18 protein-coding genes, 2 tRNA genes, 1 other RNA gene and 1 pseudogene are annotated in these 20,059 nt (G+C 72.0%); 8 read left to right on the top strand and 14 right to left on the bottom strand.

The features are described 5' to 3' along the window. Together IE286_RS24775 and IE286_RS24770 are read right to left on the bottom strand one after the other, a co-directional pair. Nucleotides 1-1,827 (bottom strand): MDR family MFS transporter (locus IE286_RS24775; protein ID WP_506005080.1); only part of this gene is annotated, 1,827 nt, incomplete at its 3' end. Between the two features lie 81 nt (nt 1,828-1,908). After that, a complete protein-coding gene (locus IE286_RS24770; protein WP_189798984.1) occupies nt 1,909-2,421 on the bottom strand; it encodes a MarR family winged helix-turn-helix transcriptional regulator in 513 nt (170 codons plus the stop codon). A 341-nt stretch (nt 2,422-2,762) separates the two neighbouring features. On the opposite strand from IE286_RS24770, the gene IE286_RS24765 reads away from it, so the two are divergent. Beyond that, nucleotides 2,763-2,954 carry a hypothetical protein gene (locus IE286_RS24765; protein WP_189798983.1) on the top strand — a complete coding sequence of 64 codons (192 nt, stop codon included), beginning with the start codon at nt 2,763-2,765 and terminating at the stop codon, nt 2,952-2,954. Nucleotides 2,955-3,087: 133 nt separating this feature from the next. Here the strand turns inward: IE286_RS24765 and IE286_RS24760 are convergent, their stop codons facing one another. From IE286_RS24760 to IE286_RS27480, 8 genes are all read right to left on the bottom strand, one after another. Next, nucleotides 3,088-4,005 carry an RNA polymerase sigma factor SigF gene (locus tag IE286_RS24760; RefSeq protein ID WP_189798982.1) on the bottom strand — a complete coding sequence of 306 codons (918 nt, stop codon included), beginning with the start codon at nt 4,003-4,005 and terminating at the stop codon, nt 3,088-3,090. An 861-nt stretch (nt 4,006-4,866) separates the two neighbouring features. Continuing rightward, nucleotides 4,867-5,700, bottom strand: a complete 834-nt coding sequence (locus IE286_RS24755; protein WP_229863655.1) for an RNA polymerase sigma factor SigF — start codon at nt 5,698-5,700, stop codon at nt 4,867-4,869. A 278-nt stretch (nt 5,701-5,978) separates the two neighbouring features. Further along, nucleotides 5,979-6,272 carry a Dabb family protein gene (locus IE286_RS24750; protein ID WP_125500336.1) on the bottom strand — a complete coding sequence of 98 codons (294 nt, stop codon included), beginning with the start codon at nt 6,270-6,272 and terminating at the stop codon, nt 5,979-5,981. A gap of 7 nt (nt 6,273-6,279) precedes the next feature. Beyond that, on the bottom strand, nt 6,280-6,456 hold the full coding sequence (locus IE286_RS24745; RefSeq protein ID WP_189798980.1) for a hypothetical protein: 177 nt from the start codon (nt 6,454-6,456) through the stop codon (nt 6,280-6,282). Between the two features lie 112 nt (nt 6,457-6,568). After that, nucleotides 6,569-6,656, bottom strand: a tRNA-Ser gene (locus tag IE286_RS24740). A gap of 58 nt (nt 6,657-6,714) precedes the next feature. Next, nucleotides 6,715-7,218 (bottom strand): tRNA adenosine(34) deaminase TadA, encoded by a 504-nt coding sequence (gene tadA, locus IE286_RS24735; RefSeq protein ID WP_189798979.1) that lies wholly within the window; start codon nt 7,216-7,218, stop codon nt 6,715-6,717. 17 nt (nt 7,219-7,235) lie between these two features. Beyond that, nucleotides 7,236-7,769: a tRNA adenosine deaminase-associated protein gene (locus IE286_RS24730; protein WP_125500338.1), complete on the bottom strand. Its 534-nt coding sequence runs from the start codon at nt 7,767-7,769 to the stop codon at nt 7,236-7,238. A 471-nt stretch (nt 7,770-8,240) separates the two neighbouring features. After that, nucleotides 8,241-8,492 carry a hypothetical protein gene (locus IE286_RS27480; protein ID WP_229863653.1) on the bottom strand — a complete coding sequence of 84 codons (252 nt, stop codon included), beginning with the start codon at nt 8,490-8,492 and terminating at the stop codon, nt 8,241-8,243. Nucleotides 8,493-8,830: 338 nt separating this feature from the next. Here IE286_RS27480 and upp point away from each other — a divergent pair, with 338 nt between their 5' ends. Then, the gene (gene upp, locus IE286_RS24720; RefSeq protein WP_189798978.1) at nt 8,831-9,466 is read left to right on the top strand and encodes a uracil phosphoribosyltransferase; all 636 of its coding nucleotides are present in this window, start codon (nt 8,831-8,833) and stop codon (nt 9,464-9,466) included. A gap of 138 nt (nt 9,467-9,604) precedes the next feature. Here upp and IE286_RS24715 read toward each other — a convergent pair whose 3' ends face one another. The 3 genes from IE286_RS24715 to IE286_RS24705 form a co-directional block, all read right to left on the bottom strand. Next, nucleotides 9,605-10,228 carry a LytR C-terminal domain-containing protein gene (locus tag IE286_RS24715; protein WP_189798987.1) on the bottom strand — a complete coding sequence of 208 codons (624 nt, stop codon included), beginning with the start codon at nt 10,226-10,228 and terminating at the stop codon, nt 9,605-9,607. 492 nt (nt 10,229-10,720) lie between these two features. Continuing rightward, the gene (locus IE286_RS24710; protein WP_125500340.1) at nt 10,721-11,017 is read right to left on the bottom strand and encodes a type II toxin-antitoxin system VapB family antitoxin; all 297 of its coding nucleotides are present in this window, start codon (nt 11,015-11,017) and stop codon (nt 10,721-10,723) included. A 1,151-nt stretch (nt 11,018-12,168) separates the two neighbouring features. Continuing rightward, nucleotides 12,169-12,789, bottom strand: coding sequence for an HhH-GPD-type base excision DNA repair protein (locus IE286_RS24705; RefSeq protein WP_189798977.1), 621 nt, complete (start codon nt 12,787-12,789; stop codon nt 12,169-12,171). A 271-nt stretch (nt 12,790-13,060) separates the two neighbouring features. Here IE286_RS24705 and IE286_RS24700 point away from each other — a divergent pair, with 271 nt between their 5' ends. The 3 genes and pseudogenes from IE286_RS24700 to IE286_RS27470 form a co-directional block, all read left to right on the top strand. Continuing rightward, nucleotides 13,061-13,276 carry a hypothetical protein gene (locus IE286_RS24700; protein WP_189798976.1) on the top strand — a complete coding sequence of 72 codons (216 nt, stop codon included), beginning with the start codon at nt 13,061-13,063 and terminating at the stop codon, nt 13,274-13,276. 415 nt (nt 13,277-13,691) lie between these two features. Further along, nucleotides 13,692-14,639, top strand: a complete 948-nt coding sequence (locus IE286_RS27475; protein ID WP_229863651.1) for a hypothetical protein — start codon at nt 13,692-13,694, stop codon at nt 14,637-14,639. A gap of 192 nt (nt 14,640-14,831) precedes the next feature. After that, nucleotides 14,832-15,264: pseudogene (locus tag IE286_RS27470) on the top strand (tyrosine-type recombinase/integrase); the annotation flags it as partial. A 103-nt stretch (nt 15,265-15,367) separates the two neighbouring features. On the opposite strand, the gene IE286_RS24690 reads toward IE286_RS27470, so the two are convergent. After that, nucleotides 15,368-15,455: transfer RNA gene (locus tag IE286_RS24690), tRNA-Ser, on the bottom strand. A gap of 72 nt (nt 15,456-15,527) precedes the next feature. On the opposite strand from IE286_RS24690, the gene ffs reads away from it, so the two are divergent. From ffs to purD, 3 genes are all read left to right on the top strand, one after another. Then, an RNA gene (gene ffs / locus IE286_RS24685) (signal recognition particle sRNA small type) lies at nt 15,528-15,624 on the top strand. A gap of 73 nt (nt 15,625-15,697) precedes the next feature. Further along, nucleotides 15,698-17,983 carry a DNA polymerase III subunit gamma and tau gene (locus IE286_RS24680; protein ID WP_189798975.1) on the top strand — a complete coding sequence of 762 codons (2,286 nt, stop codon included), beginning with the start codon at nt 15,698-15,700 and terminating at the stop codon, nt 17,981-17,983. 238 nt (nt 17,984-18,221) lie between these two features. Beyond that, nucleotides 18,222-19,475, top strand: coding sequence for a phosphoribosylamine--glycine ligase (gene purD, locus IE286_RS24675; protein WP_189798974.1), 1,254 nt, complete (start codon nt 18,222-18,224; stop codon nt 19,473-19,475). Nucleotides 19,476-20,059: the final 584 nt, after the last annotated feature.

Below are 20,059 nucleotides of genomic sequence, written 5' to 3'. Positions count from 1 at the left end.
GACCGCGGCGTGGGGGACGGGGGCGTCCTCGGCACCGCGGATGTGACCGCGAACCGGCACCCCGCCACCGCTGCTGCTCTGCGCGGGAGCGTCGTGCTCCAGCGTCGCCACCGCAGCCAGCCGCTGGGCACCCTGGGTCGCACCGTCACCGGACTCGGCGGGCTCGGACACGTCCGAGGTCGCGGCCCAGCTCGGCCTGCGCTCCTCGGCGGGCGCGGCGACGGTGGCGGAGGCCTCGGCGACCGGAGCCTCGGCCGCGGCCGCTTCGGTGTCGGCCGGCGCGGACGCCTTGCCGGAGTTCTGCTCGGCCGCCTGGGCCAGGGCGCCGGTGGTGCGCAACGGAACCTCCTTGATGAACAGCATGAAGAGGAAGGCGACGAACGCGCACGGCGCGCCGTAGAGGAAGGCGTCGGCGATGCCGTGGCCGTAGGCGGCCTCCAGCCAGGTGCGCACGGCCTGCGGCAGGGCGTTCATGTCGGGCAGCGAGCTGCCGGAGCTCAGCGCCTTGCCCGCGGCGGCCCGCGCCTGCGGGCTCAGCGACATGACCGTGTCCTGGGCGTGGTGCGTGATCCGGGTGGACATCACCGAACCGAGGACGCCGACGCCGACCGCACCGCCGAGGGTGCGGAAGAAGCTGACGGTCGAGGAAGCGGCACCCAGGTCCTGCGGGGCGACCTGGTTCTGCGTGGACAGCACCAGGTTCTGCATCGTCATACCGACGCCGACGCCGAGCAGCGCCATGTACAGCGACAGGTGCCAGTACGGGGTGTCGTAGCGCATGCTGCCGAGCAGGCCCAGGCCCGCGGTCAGGCAGGCGCCGCCGGCCACCAGCCAGCCCTTCCAGCGGCCGGTGCGGCTGATGATCTGGCCGGACACCATGGAGGCGATGAACAGACCGCCGATCATCGGGATCGTCATGACGCCCGACATGGTCGGGGACTTGTCCCGGGCCAGCTGGAAGTACTGGGAGAAGAACACCGTGCCCGCGTACATGCCCACGCCGACGAACAGCGAGGCGGCCGAGGCCAGGGCGATGGTGCGGTTGCGGAACAGGCGAAGCGGGATGATCGGCTGGGCGGCCTTGGTCTCCGTGAAGACGAACAGCAGCGCCAGCACGATCGTGCCGCCGACCATCGTGTAGGTCTGCCAGGACAGCCAGTCGTACTTGTCGTCCGCGAAGGTCACCCAGAGCAGCAGCAGGGAGGCGGCGGCGGTGATGAAGAAGGCACCGGCCCAGTCGATCTTGACCTCGCGCTTGGTGACCGGCAGGTGCAGGGTCTTCTGCAGCACGATCAGGGCGATCAGCGCGAAGGGGATGCCGACGAAGAGGCAGTAGCGCCAGCCCAGCCAGCTGGTGTCGGTGATGACACCGCCGAGCAGCGGGCCGCCGACAGTGGCGACCGCGAACGTCGCACCGGTGTAACCGGAGTACCGGCCGCGCTCACGCGGCGCGATCATCGCAGCCATGATCACCTGCACCAGTGCGGACAGGCCGCCGGCGCCCAGGCCCTGTACGACACGCGCGGTGATCAGCATCGCGGGGTTCTGCGCGAGGCCCGCTATGACCGAACCGGCGACATAGATGACCAGGGCTATCTGGACGAGCGCCTTCTTGCTGAGCAGGTCGGCGAGCTTGCCCCACAGGGGTACGGAGGCCGTCATGGCGAGCAGCGCGGCGGTGACGACCCAGGTGTAGGCGGACTGGCCGCCGCCGAGGTCCTTGATGATCGTCGGCAGCGCGTTGGTGACGATCGTCGAGGACAGAATGGCGGCGAACAGGCCGAGCAGCAGTCCGGAGAGTGCCTCCATGATCTGCCGGTGCGTCATCGGAGCGCTGTCCGGGGAGCCTCCCCCTTGCTTGGCGTGAGCCCGCACACCGGCTGGTGTGGTCGTTGCCATGGGCTTCCTTTACGTCTGTGCGTTTGCGGGTGTACGGGTGGTCTCTTCGATCACGGGAGCGTCCGCCGGGGCGGGGACCCGGCCCGGCTGGGGCCGGCAGTCGCCGAAGCTGTCGCGCAGCCGCGTCATCAGATGGATGAGCTGGCCGACCTCGTCGTCGCTCCAGTCGCTGAGCCGTTCGGTGAGCAGTTGTGTGGTCCGCCGGAACAGGTCGTCGAGCCGGTCCAGGCCGGCGGGGGTCAGGTGCAGGATGCGCGAGCGCTTGTCCGCGGGGTCCGGCAGCCGTTCGATCCAGCCGCGGGCGACGAGGTGTGCCACGTGCCTGCTGGTCACCGACATGTCCACGGCGAGGTGTTCGGCGAGCTTGCTCATGCGCATGTCGCCGTGGGCGCCGAGAACGGTCAAGACAGCGCCTGAGCCGGCCGGGCAGTCGGGCGGCATGATGCGCCCCAGATCCCTTCTCACGGCTCCGATGGCGCTGAGCTGGCGTACCAGCTCTTCGTACTGCGCCTGCCCGGCCACCGCACCTCCCGTAATCGTTGCTTAGGGCAACGATAAGCCTGGTTGGTTGCCGAAATTAACGAAATCGGGGGGCGCCGGCGCAAAAAGTTGGCAAAGGCAAGTATTGCGAATGTAAACCTGCAGGTGATCGTGTCTACGCGGGTGGATCCGGTTCACTCGTCCGGGAGTTCGCCGACGGCACGCCCCCTCCCGGTGTGCGTTGCGAAACCGGTTCGGCGCCGTGGTGTGCGCCGGCGTTCGGCTGCTTGCGGGCCGGCCCGTCTCAACTCCGTTGCGCGCGGGTCGCATCGGCCCAACCCCGCGCTTGGGCAGCACCCGTGTTTTCGCTAGGGTCTCGGGCCATGGCTAACACCCAGGGCCCCCAGGGCAACTACGACCCCGCCGGCAGCACCCAGATGTTCCGCGCGTTCGTCGACGAGGCTCCCCAGGGCAGGCGGCAGGAGGCCTCCAGCGGTCCTCGTGTCGGCCTGATCGTCGGCGTCGTCGCCGTCGTGGTCATCGTCGCGGCGGTCGCCTGGCTGGCGTTCAAGTAGGCGCGTCAGCGGCACGTCGCAACACAACGGCCGCCGGACCGCACGGGAGGCGGTCCGGCGGCCGTGTGCTGCCGTCGGAGGTGTCCCCGGCCGCACCGGCCGCGCGCGGGGCGCGGGCCGGGCCGGGGCGTGGTCAGTCCGAGATCAGGCCCTCCCGCAGCTGGGCCAGGGTCCGGGTCAGCAGCCGGGAGACGTGCATCTGCGAGATGCCGACCTCCTCACCGATCTGCGACTGGGTCATGTTGGCGAAGAAGCGCAGCATGATGATGCGGCGTTCCCGGGGCGGCAGCTTGGCCAGCAGCGGCTTGAGCGACTCGCGGTACTCCACGCCCTCCAGCGCGGTGTCCTCGTAGCCGAGACGGTCGGCCAGGGAGCCCTCGCTGCCGTCGTCCTCCGGGGCCGGCGAGTCCAGGGAGGAGGCCGTGTAGGCGTTGCCGACCGCGAGACCGTCGACGACGTCCTCCTCCGACACGCCCAGCACGGCGGCGAGTTCGGCGACGGTCGGGGAGCGGTCCAGCTTCTGCGACAGCTCGTCGCTGGCCTTGGTCAGCGCCAGCCGCAGTTCCTGCAGGCGCCGCGGCACCCGCACCGACCACGAGGTGTCCCGGAAGAAGCGCTTGATCTCACCGACGACCGTGGGCATCGCGAACGTCGGGAACTCGACCCCGCGGTCGCAGTCGAAGCGGTCGATCGCCTTGATCAGACCGATGGTGCCGACCTGGACGATGTCCTCCATCGGCTCGTTGCGCGAACGGAACCGGGCCGCGGCGTACCGCACCAGCGGCAGGTTCAGCTCGATCAGGGTGTCCCGGACGTAGGCGCGCTCGGGGCTGTCCTCGTCGAGTGCGGCGAGCCGCAGGAACAGGGAACGGGACAGCGTGCGCGTGTCGATGCTCTCGGAGGACTCAAGGGCCGGGGCGGGCGCGGCCGGGGCCGGGACGGCCGGAAGAGCCGCCACGTCGTCGAGGGCGTCGAACGGCTCGAACGCCGGGGAAGGCGCCTCGCTCTTCGTGAGCGTCAGCACCTCGGAGCTGCCCTGGTCTGCGGACATGCCACCCCCTCTGGGTCGCGGGACGGTCGCGGGCCGGGTCCTGAGGAGAACTCAGCCCTCACCTGAATACCGGAGCCGAAGCTGCGGCAAACGCGCTTCCCGCAGAATGTCACATGTCGGCAACGCGCTGTAGTGACATGTCGACATCCGAGATGCGAATCGGCCCTGCGTGGACGGGGCCTGACGGCCTTTCGGCAGGCGGATGTCGGTATCCGCCCTGGTGAGCGATTCGCTCGCACAGGTGACGCATCGATCCTGTTTGCGGCAGGGCGGGGACGAACCCTCCGGTCACCGGACGGTGCCGTCTGCTGTCCTCGGCCGGTCCCCCCTCGTCCGAGTGAGGGGTTCCGCCTTCGGCCGTCGAGCGGTCCGCCTTCGGCCGCCGGTGCGTCTCGTCACCCGGTCGCCGGGCGGTCGCGTCCGTCGGCAGGCGGGTTCCGTCCTTTGTCGTCGGGCGGTCCCGCCCCTGCCGCAGGGTGGGCACGCTCCCGGCGTCGGCGGGGGCGCCGCCGGAGCGTGGAGGGTCCATGGTGCGGGTCGCAGGGAGGGGCGGGCTCGCGGCCGAGGAGCCGGGGCCCGGGGGCCGGGGCCGGGATGGGGGCTCGACCGGCCGGGGCCGTCCGAGCCGTCTCGCGGCAGCCGCCGTCCCGGCCCTCCTCGGCTTGTCGGCTTTCCCGCCCTGCCCGGGCCCCGGTCTCGGCCGTCTCCGGCGGTCGGCGGGCTCCCGCTGCCGTCCCGACGGTCGTGCTCCGCTCCGGGCGCGTGCGGGGCCGTCGCGGGCTGCTGCAAGGCTGCTGCGGGATCGCAGCGGGTCCGCAGGGTCCGCAGGGTCCGCAGCGGGCCCCGATGGCCCGCCGCCGGTTACGCGTCGATCCGGTTCGCGGAGCGCAGGCGCTGGAAGCTGCGCGCCAGCAGCCGGGAGACGTGCATCTGGGAGACGCCGAGTTCCGCGCTGATCTGCGACTGGGTGAGATTGCTGTAGTAGCGCAGCAGCAGGATGCGCTGTTCCCGTTCGGGCAGCTGGACGAGGAGGTGGCGGACCAGGTCGCGATGCTCCACACCGTCGAGGGCGGGGTCCTCGTAGCCGAGGCGGTCCAGCAGCCCGGGCAGCCCGTCGCCTTCCTGTGCGGCCTCCAGCGAGGTCGCGTGGTATGACCGGCCCGCCTCGATGCAGGAGAGCACCTCCTCCTCGGAGATGCGCAGCCGTTCGGCGATCTCGGCGGTGGTGGGGGACCGGCCGAAGGCGGTCGTCAGGTCCTCCGTGGCGCTGTTGACCTGGACCCATAGTTCGTGCAGCCGGCGCGGGACGTGGACCGTGCGGACGTTGTCGCGGAAGTAGCGTTTGATCTCACCGACGACCGTGGGCATGGCGAACGTCGGGAACTGCACGCCTCGGTCGGGGTCGAAGCGGTCGATGGCGTTGATCAGACCGATGGTGCCGACCTGGACGACGTCCTCCATCGGTTCGTTGCGGGAGCGGAAGCGGGCGGCGGCGTAGCGTACGAGTGGGAGATTGGCCTCGATGAGCGCCCCGCGCACGCGGGCGTGCTCGGGCGTGCCCGGTTCGAGCTGCTTCAGCTGGGCGAAGAGCACCTGGGTGAGCGCCCTGGTGTCGGCACCGCGCCGTTTCTCCGGGGCGGACGGCCGGGCGGAAGACTCCTTCTGGGGCGGCGCAGTACTGGCCGACACGGTCAACGCCACCTCTTCGTCGATCAACTCATCCGTCAAAAGCGGTCATAGCATCACAAGACATGAGCTACGTGTTCAAGCACCGCATACACACGTGTTGAGTGACGAATCATTGGATTTGGGGCATAGAACGCGATATGGCCCCGCACCGTCCTGGTGCGGGGCCGGCCGTCGGGCTGCCCGGTCGCGCGGCTGCCGGGGGCGGCGCCCTGAGGGGCGGTCCCCGAGCCGCGGATGAGGCGTCGGAACTCGTCCGGAACTCGTCCGGAACTCGTCGAACAGGCCTAGAACTCGTAGTCCGCGATCACCCAGGTGGCGAACTCCCGCCACAGGGCCACACCCGCCTGATGGGCCGGGTGGTCCAGGTACCGCTGCAGGGCGTCGGCGTCCTCGACCGCCGAGTTGATCGCGAAGTCGTAGGCGATGGGCCGGTCGCTGACGTTCCAGCCGCACTCCCAGAAGCGCAGCTCGTCGATCTGGCCGCCCAGCGCCCGGAACGCCTCGACTCCCTCGACGACCCGCGGATCGTCGCGCGTCACACCCTCGTTGAGTTTGAAGAGCACCAGGTGGCGGATCACTGCGTCACTACTTCCCTCCGTGCGCGGCCCAGGACATGAAGTCGCCGATCGCCTTGGCGGCGTCCGATATGCCCTCGAAGCCTATCTGCACGTAGTCGGCGGCCTTGGCCGGATCCGTGATGATCACGTACAGCACGAAGACCACGATCACATAGAGGACGATCTTCTTGGCGTTCACCGCCATCGCGGCCTCCCCTGTCGCTCGTTGCCCGCCCGATGTTGCCACGACGATCGCACGTCAGTGACCCGAAGATCGAGAAAAGGGGCCCCGTCCGTTACCGGACAGGGCCCCTTCGTGGCGGTAGCGGAGGGATTTGAACCCTCGGTGACTTGCGCCACACTCGCTTTCGAGGCGAGCTCCTTCGGCCGCTCGGACACGCTACCGAGGGAGACCCTACAGCACAGGGGGCCGTGGGTTGAAATCGGTTGCGCATCCGCCTGCTCAACGGCCGCGGAAGAACTCGGTGAGCAGCGTGGCGCACTCCTCGGCGAGCACGCCCCCGATCACCTCGGGCCGGTGGTTGAGCCGCCGGTCACGCAGGACGTCCCACAGCGACCCGGCGGCCCCCGCCTTGTCGTCGCGGGCGCCGTAGACCACCCGGTCCACGCGCGAGAGCACCAGGGCCCCAGCGCACATGGTGCACGGTTCCAGGGTCACCACCAGGGTGCAGCCGGACAGCCGCCACCGGCCGGCGCGCGCGGCGGCCCGTCTGAGGGCCAGGACCTCCGCGTGGGCCGTGGGGTCGCCGGTGGCCTCGCGTTCGTTGTGCCCGGTCCCGAGCACGGTCGTGCCGTCCTCGGCCAGCACGACCGCGCCGACCGGCACGTCCCCGCCCCGGACGGCCTGTCCGGCCTCCTTGAGGGCGAGGCGCATCGCGTCCCGCCAGGGGTCGCGGACCGGGTCGGGTCGCCGGCCGGGGGTGAGCGGGGTCTGCTGCACGGTCATCGGGGTCTGCCGCACGGTCAGCGGACGGTCTCCAGCACCTCCGAGGCGCCCAGGGCTTCGGCGATCGCGCTCAGCGCGTCGTCGGCCTGCAGGGCGCGCAGCTCCTTCTCGCTGACACCGAGGTCGTCGAGGATCTCGGCGTCGCCCAGCGGGCTGTGCGTGATCGTTCCGAGGGTGTCGGTGTCGTCCTCGTCGTCAGCGGAGGCCGGCTCCCCGTCCTCCGTGCCGTCGAGGTCGAGCGAGTCCAAATCGGGGCCGTCGTCGCCCGGTTTCCGGCCGAGTAGCTCGTCGGTGAGCAGGATCTCGCCGTACGCACTGCGGGCCGCCGCAGCGGCGTCCGAGACGTAGATACGAGGGTCGTCCTCGCCATCCACGCGGACGACGCCGAACCACGCCTCCTCCTGCTCGATCAGGACGAGCACCGTGTCGTCCTCGGCCGAGGCATCCCGGGCCAGGTCGGCCAGGTCGGACAGCGTCTCCACATCGTCGAGCTCTGTGTCGCTCGCTTCCCACCCGTCTTCGGTGCGCGCGAGCAGTGCGGCGAAGTACACCGTGACTCTCCCACTGGTCTTAGGCGTGCCGGTTGGGGGTCCCCCCGGCGGAGGTTCTGGGCGGAGAGAGAGCTGGGCTCCGAGCCCCACCCACTCGGAATCGTGGCAGAAACAAGGCGTTCAGGGGATGTCTTCCGCTCCCTGTGTCCGGCAGTTGTGTCGCACGTCGGGAAGGCATCCGCACCGGCGCACATGTTGCCGCCATCTGCGGATCGTACGCGGCTTTCCCCGGTGGTTCCGTGCGGCCGCCCCGCAACGCCGGCCGGGGTGTCGGCCGACTGCCGCGGCGGCCCTGGATGCGGGCCCGCGGCGGGACGGGAGGCCGTGCGCGGAAGGCCGGTCGCGCCGGGCGTGGCTCAGGGCGCGCCGGGACCGGGCCGGCGTGCTGACGGCCGCCGTGGGCCGGCGGGGCGGGCCGTCCTGCCGGCTGTCCGGCCGTGCCGTCCGGCTGTCCGGCTTCCCGGCCGTGGTCTACGAGCGGAACGCGCGCATGCGCATGGCCTGCCGGTACCGCGCGGCTCTGGCGCGGCGCGGCTGCACCCGGTCGCGCAGCCGCCGGGCCTGGGCGAGGTCGCGCAGGAACTGGGCTCTTCGCAGGTGCCGCTCGGTGTCGGCCGGGGCGGCGGACCCGCCTCCGGTGGCGCCGGGCTGCCGCACGTCGTCCTGCGGGGCCTGCGGTGGGGTGCCGCTGCGGGCCTGCTGCGGCCGGTGTTCGGGCTGCATGGGTTCCGGATCACCGCCTCCGGCTGATCGCGAGGGAAGGGCTGGAGCACGACCCGCGGGACCGTCCGTCCGGGCCTCGCGCGCCCTGGTACCTCCTCCCACTGTCCCCCGGGCGGCGGGTGCGCTGCCACAGGAGCGGGCACCGGGGTGCCGGGCGGTGGGGGTGGGTGCCGTGCGGTGCCGGAGCACCGTGATGCCGGACGCTGCCGCCGGACCGGTCGGCCCCACGCGGGTGACGGCCGCCCGCCGGTCACCGTGTGCCACGGCGACGGGCGGGCGCGGGGCGGCGACGACGGCCGGGCGGACCGGTCCTCAACCGCCCGGTTACTGTGGAGCACATGCGTCTCCATGTCGTCGACCACCCCCTGGTCGCTCACAAGCTCACCACGCTGCGCGACCGCCGCACCGACTCCGCCACCTTCCGTCGGCTCGCCGACGAGCTGGTGACCCTGCTCGCCTACGAGGCGACCAGGGACGTGCGCACCGAGCAGGTCGACATCCACACCCCCGTCGCGCCGACCACCGGCGTCAAGCTCTCCCACCCGCGTCCGCTGGTGGTGCCGATCCTGCGGGCCGGCCTCGGCATGCTGGACGGCATGGTGCGGCTGCTGCCGACCGCCGAGGTGGGCTTCCTCGGCATGATCCGCAACGAGGAGACGCTGCAGGCCTCGACGTACGCCACGCGCATGCCCGAGGACCTTTCCGGGCGGCAGGTGTACGTGCTGGACCCGATGCTCGCCACCGGCGGCACGCTGGTCGCCGCGATCAAGGAGCTGATCAAGCGCGGTGCCGACGACGTGACCGCGGTGGTGCTGCTGGCCGCGCCCGAGGGCGTCGCGGTCATGGAGCGCGAGCTGGAGGGCACCCCGGTGACCGTCGTGACCGCATCGGTCGACGAGCGCCTCAACGAGAACGGCTACATCGTCCCCGGCCTGGGTGACGCCGGCGACCGGATGTACGGGCTGGCCGGCTGACACGACGCACGGCACACGCACCGGCCGGCGAGGACGTTCTTCCCGCTTACCCCGCCCGCGTGGGACGGGGTGGCGGGACGGCGCACAGGGGGGAGCCGACAGGAGCGACAGAATGCCGGCCGGTCGGCCGGTGAGCCGTCAGCAGCCCTTCGGCGAGGTGCTGGGGGCCGGCTTCGGTGCGCTCAGGCCGGCGAGCGCTTGGTCGGCGGCCGCCCGCTGGGCGAGCTGCTGGAAGCCGTCGCCGATGATCAGGTCGACGTCCTTCCCCGTGCGGGCGTCGGTCCGGCGCTCGGCGTCCGGCAGCTGGGTGCCGAGAACCCGCAGCGCGGAGTCCAGCGACGAGGTGGGGCCCAGCAGGACGCCGACGCCCTTGACCTTCTTGTCGTACTCCTTCGTCGCGTTGTCCACCCGGCCGATGCGGAACCCGCGCTTCTTCAGTTCGTCCGCCGTCTGCTTGGCCAGGCCGCTGCGCGGTGTGGCGTTGAGGACGTTGACCGTGATCTGCGCCGGCTTGGGCAGGGCCTGAGCCGTGCCCGGGGAGGGTGAGGACTGGGCCGCCGTACCGGTGGCGCAGTGGGCCGACGAGTCGGCCGCCGAAGCCTTCTTGCCGCCGGTGAAGATGTCGATGAGCTGCAATGTGCCCCAGCCGATCACTGCGAGCGCGGCCGCGCAGGCGACGACGAGGGCCACGAGCCTGCCGTGCCGCCGGGGCCTGCGCATCCGCGGGTACTTCTTCCCCGTGATCCGGTACTGCCCGCCCATGCCGGGGGGAGTGAGCATGCTCATGGGCGCAGCGTAGTGCGCCGGGAGCACGATTCCTACTAGATGATCATTCGATCCCGCCAGCAGAACCCGAAAGGTCCAACAGGCCCCGAACGGGTGGTGGACAGGGCCGGTGGGCGGGCTGCTGCCGGGCTCGGCGGGCTGCTGCCGGCGCATCCGGAGTGATCGGCGGACGGCGCCCGTACGGATACCGGCCTCGGACGGGGCCGACGGGGGATGCCGGGCGGGCCGGGGCAGGAGCCTGGCCCTGCGGAAGCCGGACTGCGGAAACCGGACCGGGGTGCGGGCCCGGGTGGCGGAGCCGGGTGGCAGTGCTGGTGCGCGCTCGGACGAAAGAGGCGCGCATGCGAACCGGCGCGCGCATGTGAAGGCGGCGCGCGTGACGGCCGAGGTCGGTGCGTGCTCCGTGCTCAGGCCGATGCCGGCCGGAGCCGGTATACGCGGGGTCCGGCTCCGGAACGCGCGCCTGGGTCAGTCCAGCTCCAGCACACGCGCGTGGAGCACCTGCCGCTGCTGCAGCGCGGCGCGCACGGCGCGGTGCAGGCCGTCCTCCAGATACAGGTCGCCCTTCCACTTCACGACGTGCGCGAAGAGGTCGCCGTAGAAGGTCGAGTCCTCCGCGAGGAGGGTCTCCAGGTCGAGTTGCTGCTTGGTGGTCACGAGCTGATCGAGGCGGACCGGGCGCGGAGCGACGTCCGCCCACTGCCGGGTGCCCTCCCGGCCGTGGTCGGGGTACGGCCGGCCGTTTCCGATGCGCTTGAAGATCACACGGAAAGCCTACCGGCCCGGGGGTTGCGGGCGCAGCCTCCATGACGTGGAGCGGTGCCGGTACAGCCACGGCAAATCCGGTTGAACAGCGAACAGTTCACGTTGGACCGGGGGTTGCGGGCCGGGCGCCCGCGCCCCTGGCGCCCGGCTCCGACCGGCCTGGGTAGCCGCCGGACCGGAGGACGTCGGCCGGCGTGGATCCGGCGGAAAAGGACCGCTTCGATCCGGCGAGAAACAATCGCTCCGATCCGGCGGAAAAAGACCGCTCCGATCCGGCGGGAAACGACCGCTCCGCTCCGGTGGTCAGGCCTCAGACGTGTTCGGCCGCGCCGGCCGCGGGAGGCAGGTCTTCCTCGGGTACCGGGCCGGGCGGACCACCGGGAGCCGGCTCCGGCTCCGGCACGGGTTCCGGCTCGGGTTCCGGCACCGGCTCCTGCTCGGAATCCGGAGGCGGTTGCCTGCGGGTGCTGCGGACGGCCTCCGCGCGCACGAGGGCACGCAGGGCCGCGTACGGGTCGTGGGGCATGGCTGCGCTTCGCTTTCCTAGCGGTGATGTACCGGTGCAGCGAGGGTCGGGGTGTCGCGTGGCGGACCGGTGCGGCCGGTCCGCCGCTCAGCAGCGCAGGACCACGCAGCGCAGCGCGCGCAGGCGCGGGCACGGAAACAGGGAGGACGACGGACACGCGGGTGCCGGGCGCTCCACGGCACGCAAGGGCGGAGCGGGTGCCGGTGCGGGCGTGGGTGCGGACCGGGACACGGGCCGTGGCGGTACACCTTCCCGCAGGCTTCCTCGCTCCGTTCGTTCCGCAAGGCGCAGTACCGCGTCGGGCAGTTCCGTCTCGGCCCCGGAACCGGTGCCGCTTCCGACGGCAGTGGCCGCGGCCACCGGGGCGGCGGACGTCACCCGTGCCGTGGCGGTGGCCGCTCCCGGCACCAGCAGAACGAGGAGCAGGACGAGCACCCGCATGCCGACGGTGCGGCCGAGCGGTCGCCGGCCGGCGGGCGGTGCGGGTGCGGTGCTCATACCGGGGGTGTCCCCGGCCTCGTGCGCTGCTCGGCGTGTCGAACGGGTAAACCGCCCGCCCGAGCGCAGCCGGGGATCACGGAGTTGACGCGGCGGGCGACGGCGCCCGTACTCCGTCAGCTGCCCGTCAGCTGCCCGAGGCCTTCCTCCGCTGGGCCGACCGGGCGGCCTTCGCCGCCTTCGCGGCGGCTTTCGTCTCCTGCTTGAAGGCCCGCACCCGGGCCAGGGACTCGGGCCCGGTGATGTCGGCCACGGACCGGTAGGCGTCCTCTTCGCCGTACGCGCCCGCCGCCTGACGCCAGCCCTCCGGGCGCACGCCCAGCTGCTTGCCGAGCAGCGCGAGAAAAATCTGGGCCTTCTGCTTGCCGAAGCCGGGCAGCTCCTGCAGCCGGCGCAGCAGTTCCGGCCCGCTGTCCGCATCGCGCCAGATCGCCTCGGCGTCGCCGTCGTAGTGCTCGACGAGGTACCGGCACAGCTGCTGGATCCGCTTGGCCATCGCACCCGGGTAGCGGTGCACGGCCGGTTTGTCCGACAGCAGCTGGGCGAAGGTCTCCGGTTCGAACGCCACGATCTCGTGGGCGTCCAGGTCCTGGGTGCCCATGCGCCGGGCGATGATGGCGGGCCCCTTGAACGCCCACTCCATCGGGATCTGCTGGTCGAGGAGCATGCCGATCAGTGCGGCGAGCGCATTGCGGCTCAGGAGTGCGTCGGCGTCCGGGTCCTGGGCGAGGTGCAGGTCGACGTCCATGTCCCGATGGTCGCCCGCCGGCGCCCGGCACGCAGCCGCGACCGGGCCGTGCCGCGGGCCGAGCAGCAGGCGGCGCGGCTGGAGGCCCGAGAGCGGCCATATGGGCACACGTAGGGTTGCCCGGCCGTCACGTGTGGTTGACGGGCCGTCCGTGCGATGACACGCAAGTCATCGGATTCGTCCACCCGAGCACTCCCGCTTCTCCTCCGTGACCGCGCATTTTTTCGTTGCGTTATGCCGGTGTCGCGTCACCACGGCCATGGAGGCAAACGTGTGGAACGTCACCGTATGGACGCTGGTCGTCACCGCATCCGCCTGTGTCGCGGGCTCGGTGTTCATGCCGCCCTACCCGTGCGGAATGCGCCGGGTCGACGTCATGGAACTGCGTCGTCGCCGGCACATGGTCGCCGTGCTGCAGGCCAACTGCCGGGCGCTTGCCGCCCCTGAGGCGAACGGTGCCGTGCCGACCGGCGCACCGCCCCGGTGACCGGTTCCGTACGGCCGGACGACGGAAGAAGCATCCGATCGCACATATCCGTTTAATCAGGCATTTCTTCACCCGTTTGCCGCGCATCCGGGACAGTCGGGTGGCGTTAGTCGGGATATGAGTGAGGCAACCAGGGATGGGAACGTGGGGCTGCTCGCGGTGTGCGCGCGGCAGGACCCGGGTGCCGTACACGCCACGACGCAGGGATCGCACACGTCCCCGCCCCGACCCGTTCACACGCCGCCCAACAGCCCGCTGACCAGCGGAGATCTTCTCGCAGCGCCGGATGGGACCGAGATGCTGCTGCGGGACTTCCTCGAGGCGATGAGCGCTTTGGAGGCCGACCTCGCCCGCCGCTGGGTCGGCGCGGAGGAACGGTCCGCCACATCCCGACCGGAGTAGCCGGGTCCGACCTATGTATGACGAGCGTATCGATCGACGTCCGGGTTACTCCGCCCAGCACGCCTACCTCGGTGTCCACCCCGGCGTTCCCGACGGGCCGGCCCCCGGCACCGGGCGGCACCGGGCTCCCACCCCGTTCTACCCCGGCCCTCTCGTCCCGCCGGACTCCGCCTGGGATCCCGCCGAAGAGCTGGCCTTCATGCTCCAGGACGCGATGGAGGAGCAGCGGCGGGAGAAGAACTCCGCCGCCGGTGAGGACACGTCGCTCACCGGATTCCCGGACACCTGCGATGCGGCACGGTCACGGTCCGCGTATCCCGGGGACGCGGCTTACCTCGGCGAGAAACGTGCCGCCACGCCCCTGGAGAACCTCCAGGAGATCACCGCGGAACTCCCGCCGCTGCGGGACGTCGCCCATGGTCACCGGAAGGTCCGCGAACGCAGACACCCGGCCGGAGTCAGAGCCGTCGGCCATCTTCTCGCCGCCCTCACCGCGGTGACCGCCTCCGCCGTGAGCTTCTTCGGCGGAGTGGTCGCCTACGACCCGCTGCGCTTCGTGGCCGTCTCCCGCATGGAGGACGGCGTCGCCTCCTGGTGGCCGCTGCTGGTGTACGGGCCGTGGCTGGTGGCGTCCCTGTCGGTGCTGCGCTCCGCCCTGTACCGGCGCCGCGCCGTCCACTCCTGGGGCATGGTGCTGCTCTTCTCGTCCATCGCGATGCTTCTGTGCGTGATCCAGGCGCCCAGGACGATCGTCGACATCTCGGCGGCCGCGCTGCCCGCCCTGGCGTCGCTCGCCTGCTTCCAGCAGCTCGTACGCCAGATCACCCTGACCCGCCCGCCCCGCCGCACGGCACCTCGCCACCGCCTGATCCGCACCCGCGCTCTCGAGATCCCGGCGCAGGACCCGGCGCTCGCCTCCCTCGGCAGGTCCGCGTCCCCCGCCGCGACGTCCGCCCCCTGACGCCGGGGCCGTCGGACGCCCGCCCGGCCGGGTACCGCGCCTGCGGGCGGCCGGGCACGCCACGGGCCACCGCACCACCACGAGACACGGACGCACCACCACGAGACACGGAAGGCCGACCGCGACACCAGCGGTCGGCCTTCCGTTGTCCTGGACAGGCCTTCATGGGCCGTCCGGGCCCCGGGGCGGATCCACGTCCACCGGACGATCCGGGTTGCCCTCGGTGAGGCGGTGAGGCGCGGGCACGTCCCCACCAAGGTGGCCGAGATCGCGAAGGCTCCGCGGCTCGACGAGGAGGACATCGAGCCGTACACGATCGAGGAGGTTCAGAGCCTGCTCGTCGAGGCGTCGAAGCTGCGGAAACAGCGCTCGGTGGGTCGTCGCCCTGGCGCTTGGCCTGTGTCAGGGGGAGGCGCTCGGGCTCCGCTGGGAGGACGTCGACCTGGACGCGGGATGCGTCCGGATCCGGAAGAACCGGCTGCGTCCCTAGCAGGAGCGGGAACGGATCGCCGCCGGAGCCGACTGGGAGGGCAAGGGATACGTCTTCGCCACGCCGACCGGCGGCCCCCTCAGTCCGAACACAGACTTCCGCATTCGGAAGCGTCTGCTTCGGGATGCGGGCGTAGTCGGCGACGCCCTTTGGGAGCCCCCGAAGGGCAGCTGAGACGGAAACTGAGACGGACAAACGCCACAGGGCCGGACCGCTGATGCGGTCCGGCCCTGTGAGCTGGCGGAGGATACGAGATTCGAACTCGTGAGGGGTTGCCCCCAACACGCTTTCCAAGCGTGCGCCCTAGGCCTCTAGGCGAATCCTCCGCCGGAAACATTACATGACGCGGGGCAGTGCTCGCGAACTCGTTCCGCACCCCCGGCATCGGGTAGTCTTGCGGCAGCCCCTCACGCGGCGCTATCTGACTGAACTCCCCCAGGGCCGGAAGGCAGCAAGGGTAGGTCGGCTCTGGCGGGTGCGTGAGGGGCCCTTGCGTTGCGGGGAGGGCCGCCGGGGACGTCTGTGCGGGCCGGGACCGTTGTCAGCGGTCGCCTATAACCTCGTAAGCGTGTCGTCTCTCGCGCTGTACCGCCGCTACCGCCCGGAGTCCTTCGCCGAGGTCATCGGGCAGGAGCATGTCACCGACCCGCTGCAGCAGGCGCTGCGCAACAACCGGGTCAATCACGCGTACCTGTTCAGCGGTCCGCGTGGATGCGGCAAGACGACCAGCGCGCGCATCCTGGCCCGCTGCCTGAACTGCGAGCAGGGCCCCACCCCGACACCCTGCGGAGAGTGCGAGTCCTGCCGTGACCTCGCGCGCAACGGGCCCGGCTCCATCGACGTCATCGAGATCGACGCGGCCTCGCACGGTGGCGTGGACGACGCCCGTGACCTGCGCGAGAAGGCCTTCTTCGGCCCGGCGCGCAGCCGCTACAAGATCTACATCATCGACGAGGCCCACATGGTCACGTCGGCCGGCTTCAACGCGCTGCTCAAGGTCGTCGAGGAGCCGCCGGAGCACCTGAAGTTTATCTTCGCGACCACCGAGCCGGAGAAGGTGATCGGCACCATCCGGTCGCGGACCCACCACTATCCCTTCCGGCTGGTTCCGCCCGGCACCCTGCGCGACTACCTCGCCGAGGTGTGCCGCAAGGAGAACATCCCGGTCGAGGAGGGTGTCCTTCCGCTGGTCGTGCGGGCCGGCGGCGGCTCCGTGCGTGACTCCATGTCCGTGATGGACCAGCTCCTCGCCGGCGCCGGGGACGAGGGTGTGACCTATGCCATGGCCACCTCGCTCCTCGGATACACCGACGGTTCGCTGCTCGACTCCATCGTCGAGGCCTTCGCCGCCGGGGACGGCGCCGGGGCCTTCGAGGTCGTCGACCGGGTCATCGAGAGCGGCAACGACCCCCGGCGCTTCGTGGCCGACCTGCTGGAGCGGCTGCGTGACCTGCTGATCCTGGCCGCCGTGCCCGACGCCGCCGAGAAGGGGCTCATCGACGCCCCCGCCGACGTCGTGGAGCGCATGCGGGCACAGGCGAGTTCCTTCGGGGCCGCCGAGCTGAGCCGCGCCGCCGACCTCGTCAACGAGGGGCTGACCGAGATGCGCGGCGCCACCTCGCCCCGCCTCCAGCTGGAGCTGATCTGCGCCCGCGTGCTGCTGCCCGCTGCCTACGGCGACGAGCGTTCCGTCATGGCCCGTCTGGACCGACTGGAGCGAGGCGCGGGCGCCTTCGTGGGCGCGCCCGCCATGGGATACGTGCCCGGGCCCGACGCGCACGGCTCGAGCGGCGCGGGGGCACCGATGCCTCCCGGTGGCGCGGCCGCCGCCCGGGCCGCGGTGCGCACCTCGGCCGGCAACGGACCACAGTCCCCCCCAGGGACGGTCCCGGACGCTCCCGCCGCCGGCGCTCCCGCTGCCGCTCCTGTTGCTCCCGCTCCCGCCGCCGTGGGGCCCGGTGCCGCCCCGGCAGGGGGCGACCAGCGGCAGACGCCTCCGCCGCCGCCCCCGACGGCAGGGCCCACGACTCCCGCCGATGCGGGTCCCGCCGCCCCGCCCGCGACCGCGTCCGCCGCTCCCGGTGCGTGGCCCACGGCTGCGTCCCCGGGCAGCGGGCGGCGCCCCGGCGGCGGGCCGACCGCCGCCGCGCCCGGCGCCGGCCTCGGTGCTCCGGCCGCGTCCTCCGCACCGGCGCCGTCCGGTCCCCCGGCGACGAGCCCCGGCCCCGGCTCGGTGACCGGCGGGCTCGACCCGCGGCAGCTGTGGCCGGACATCCTCGAAGAGGTCAAGCAGCGCCGCAAGGTCACCTGGATCATGCTCGACCAGTACGCGCACGTCGCGGGCTTCGACGGCACGACCCTCCAGCTCGGCTTCCCGGGCCCCGGTCCCCGCGACAGCTTCGTTAACAACGGCAGCGAGGACGTGCTGCGCCAGGCGCTGGCCGAGCGGTTCCACGTCCAGTGGAAGATCGAGGCGATCGTCACCCCGGCCGGCGGTGGCTCCGCGCCCCACGCGACCGGCGGCGGGCCCGGTCCCCGACCGGCCTCCGGCTCCTACGCGGGAGGCGGCGGCTTCAGCGGCAGCGGCGGTCACGGCGGTGGTGCGCCCGCACAGCCGGCCCCCGCCGCACCGGCCGCCCCGCCCCAGCCTCCGGCCCCGCCGGCCGCCACGAGCGCACCCGCCGAGGCCCCGGCCGCGCGTCCCGCCGCACCCGAGCCGCCGCCTCCCGTCGCGCCCGAGGACGACATCCCGGAGGACGACGACCCCGACCTCGACGAGTCGGCCCTGTCCGGCCAGGAACTCATCGTGCGGGAGCTGGGGGCGACCGTGGTCGAGGAGTACACGACGGAGTAGCGACCGCCGGGCACCCGCACCCGACGCCGCGACGGGCTGACCGCAGCCGGATCCCCAGCCGCAGCCATGGGGCCCGGCCCCAGCCGCAGCCGCTGCCATGGGTCACGGCACCGCCGCAGCCACGGGCAGTGGCGCAGGTCTCCCTCACAGCGTTCGGAGGAACGCACGAAGACGGTGCGCTCCGCTCCTTCGGCAGCCCGTACAAAGTGCCGGGCCTCGCTGCCGTTAGGCTGGCCTCGTGAAGGTCCTCGTCATCGGTAGCGGTGCCCGCGAGCACGCCCTGTGCCGTTCCCTGTCCCTCGACCCCGCCGTCACCGCGCTGCATTGCGCGCCCGGAAACGCCGGCATCGCGGAGATCGCCGAGCTGCACCAGGCCGACATCCTCGACGGTGCGGCCGTCTTGGCGCTGGCCACGCGGCTCGAAGCCGACCTGGTGGTCGTCGGCCCGGAGGCCCCGCTGGTCGCCGGGGTCGCCGACGTTCTGCGCGAGGCGGGCATCCCGGTGTTCGGGCCGTCCAAGGAGGCCGCCCGCATCGAGGGTTCGAAGGCCTTCGCGAAGGACGTGATGGCGCACGCGGGCGTGCCCACCGCCCGGTCCTACGTCTGCACCACCGCCGAGGAGGTCGACTCCGCCCTCGCCGCCTTCGGCGCGCCCTATGTCGTCAAGGACGACGGTCTCGCCGCCGGCAAGGGCGTCGTCGTCACCGACGACATCGAGGCGGCGAAGGCCCACGCGGCGCGCTGCGAGCGGGTGGTGATCGAGGAGTACCTCGACGGCCCCGAGGTGTCGCTGTTCGCCGTCACCGACGGCGAGACGGTGCTGCCGCTCCAGCCCGCCCAGGACTTCAAGCGCGCCTTCGACGGCGACGCGGGCCCCAACACCGGCGGCATGGGCGCCTACTCCCCGCTGCCCTGGGCCGACCCCGCGCTGGTGGACGAGGTCGTGCGGAGCGTGCTCCAGCCGACGGTCGACGAGATGCGCCGCCGCGGCACCCCGTTCGCCGGGCTGCTCTACGCCGGTCTCGCGATCACCAGCCGCGGTGTCCGCGTGATCGAGTTCAACGCCCGTTTCGGTGACCCCGAGACGCAGGTCGTCCTGGCCCGTCTGGAGACGCCGCTGGCCGGTGTCCTCATGGCTGCCGCTACGGGCCACCTCGCCGATCTGGAGCCCCTGCGCTGGAGCGACGAGGCCGCCGTCACCGTGGTCGTCGCCTCCCACAACTATCCGGGCACCCCCCGCACCGGCGACCCGATCACCGGCCTGGACGAGGTGGCCGCTCAGGACGCGCCGCACGCCTATGTGCTGCACGCCGGTACCCGGCGCGAGGGCGACAGCGTGCTGAGCGCGGGGGGCCGCGTCCTGTCGGTCACCGCGACGGGCAAGGACCTGGCCGAGGCGCGTGACCGCGCCTACACCGCCGTCGGCCGCATCCGCCTGGACGGCTCTCACCACCGCACGGACATCGCCGCGAAGGCGGCGGCAGGCGCCTGACGGCCACGGAGGTCTGGTGGCCACCGACGTCTGGTGGTCACCAGCGCTTCACGACTGTCAGCGTCTGATGGCCACCAGCGCTTGACGACCCCCAGCGTCTGATGACCACCCGTTCTTCACGGCCGCCAGCGCCTGGACGACCACGAAGGCCTGACGTGTCGGCCACTGGCGGCTCGGCAGGCACCTGACGGCAGGCACCTGACGGCCCACGGGCGTCTCTCGGCAGGCACCCGACGGCAGGAAGCTCCTGACGGCGGCGGGGCAGTCCCCTCCTTGTTCCGCTCTCCTCACTCCGCTCTCCTCGGTCCTGGCCCCCTCGCTCTCGCCCGGGCCGCCTCATCCCAGCCTCCTTCTCGGCCCCGTCGCCCGCCCCTGGACTCGGCGGCTTCCCCCTCCCCTTCCATCTCCCATCCCCCGGACTCGTCCGTTACGCACTCCCCCGGACTCGTCCGTCACGCACTGCCCACCGAGCCCAGGCCTGACCCTCGCCGTCTGTCGCTCACCTTTGCCCAAAGCCATTCCATCGAGTGACCGAAAGCGCATACGCCTGACGGGGGTGGTGGCCCCAACTAGGGTGCGGCGCA

It is taken from the genome of Streptomyces thermodiastaticus, from assembly GCF_014656135.1.
In the GTDB taxonomy this organism is placed as follows: Bacteria; Actinomycetota; Actinomycetes; order Streptomycetales; family Streptomycetaceae; genus Streptomyces; species Streptomyces thermodiastaticus.
Note: the sequence above shows the minus strand (reverse complement) of the source record. Positions and strands in the feature narration are given on the sequence as shown.

Bases quoted from the DNA above. Each gene is read 5' to 3' on its own strand.
- IE286_RS24705 (WP_189798977.1), bottom strand. From the start codon at position 12,789: ATGGACGTCGACCTGCACCTCGCCCAGGACCCGGACGCCGACGCACTC.
- IE286_RS27480 (WP_229863653.1), bottom strand. From the start codon at position 8,492: ATGCAGCCCGAACACCGGCCGCAGCAGGCCCGCAGCGGCACCCCACCG.
- IE286_RS24765 (WP_189798983.1), top strand. From the start codon at position 2,763: ATGGCTAACACCCAGGGCCCCCAGGGCAACTACGACCCCGCCGGCAGC.
- IE286_RS27475 (WP_229863651.1), top strand. From the start codon at position 13,692: ATGTATGACGAGCGTATCGATCGACGTCCGGGTTACTCCGCCCAGCAC.
- tadA (WP_189798979.1), bottom strand. From the start codon at position 7,218: ATGACCGTGCAGCAGACCCCGCTCACCCCCGGCCGGCGACCCGACCCG.
- IE286_RS24715 (WP_189798987.1), bottom strand. From the start codon at position 10,228: ATGGGCGGGCAGTACCGGATCACGGGGAAGAAGTACCCGCGGATGCGC.
- IE286_RS24745 (WP_189798980.1), bottom strand. From the start codon at position 6,456: ATGGCGGTGAACGCCAAGAAGATCGTCCTCTATGTGATCGTGGTCTTC.
- IE286_RS24760 (WP_189798982.1), bottom strand. From the start codon at position 4,005: ATGTCCGCAGACCAGGGCAGCTCCGAGGTGCTGACGCTCACGAAGAGC.
- upp (WP_189798978.1), top strand. From the start codon at position 8,831: ATGCGTCTCCATGTCGTCGACCACCCCCTGGTCGCTCACAAGCTCACC.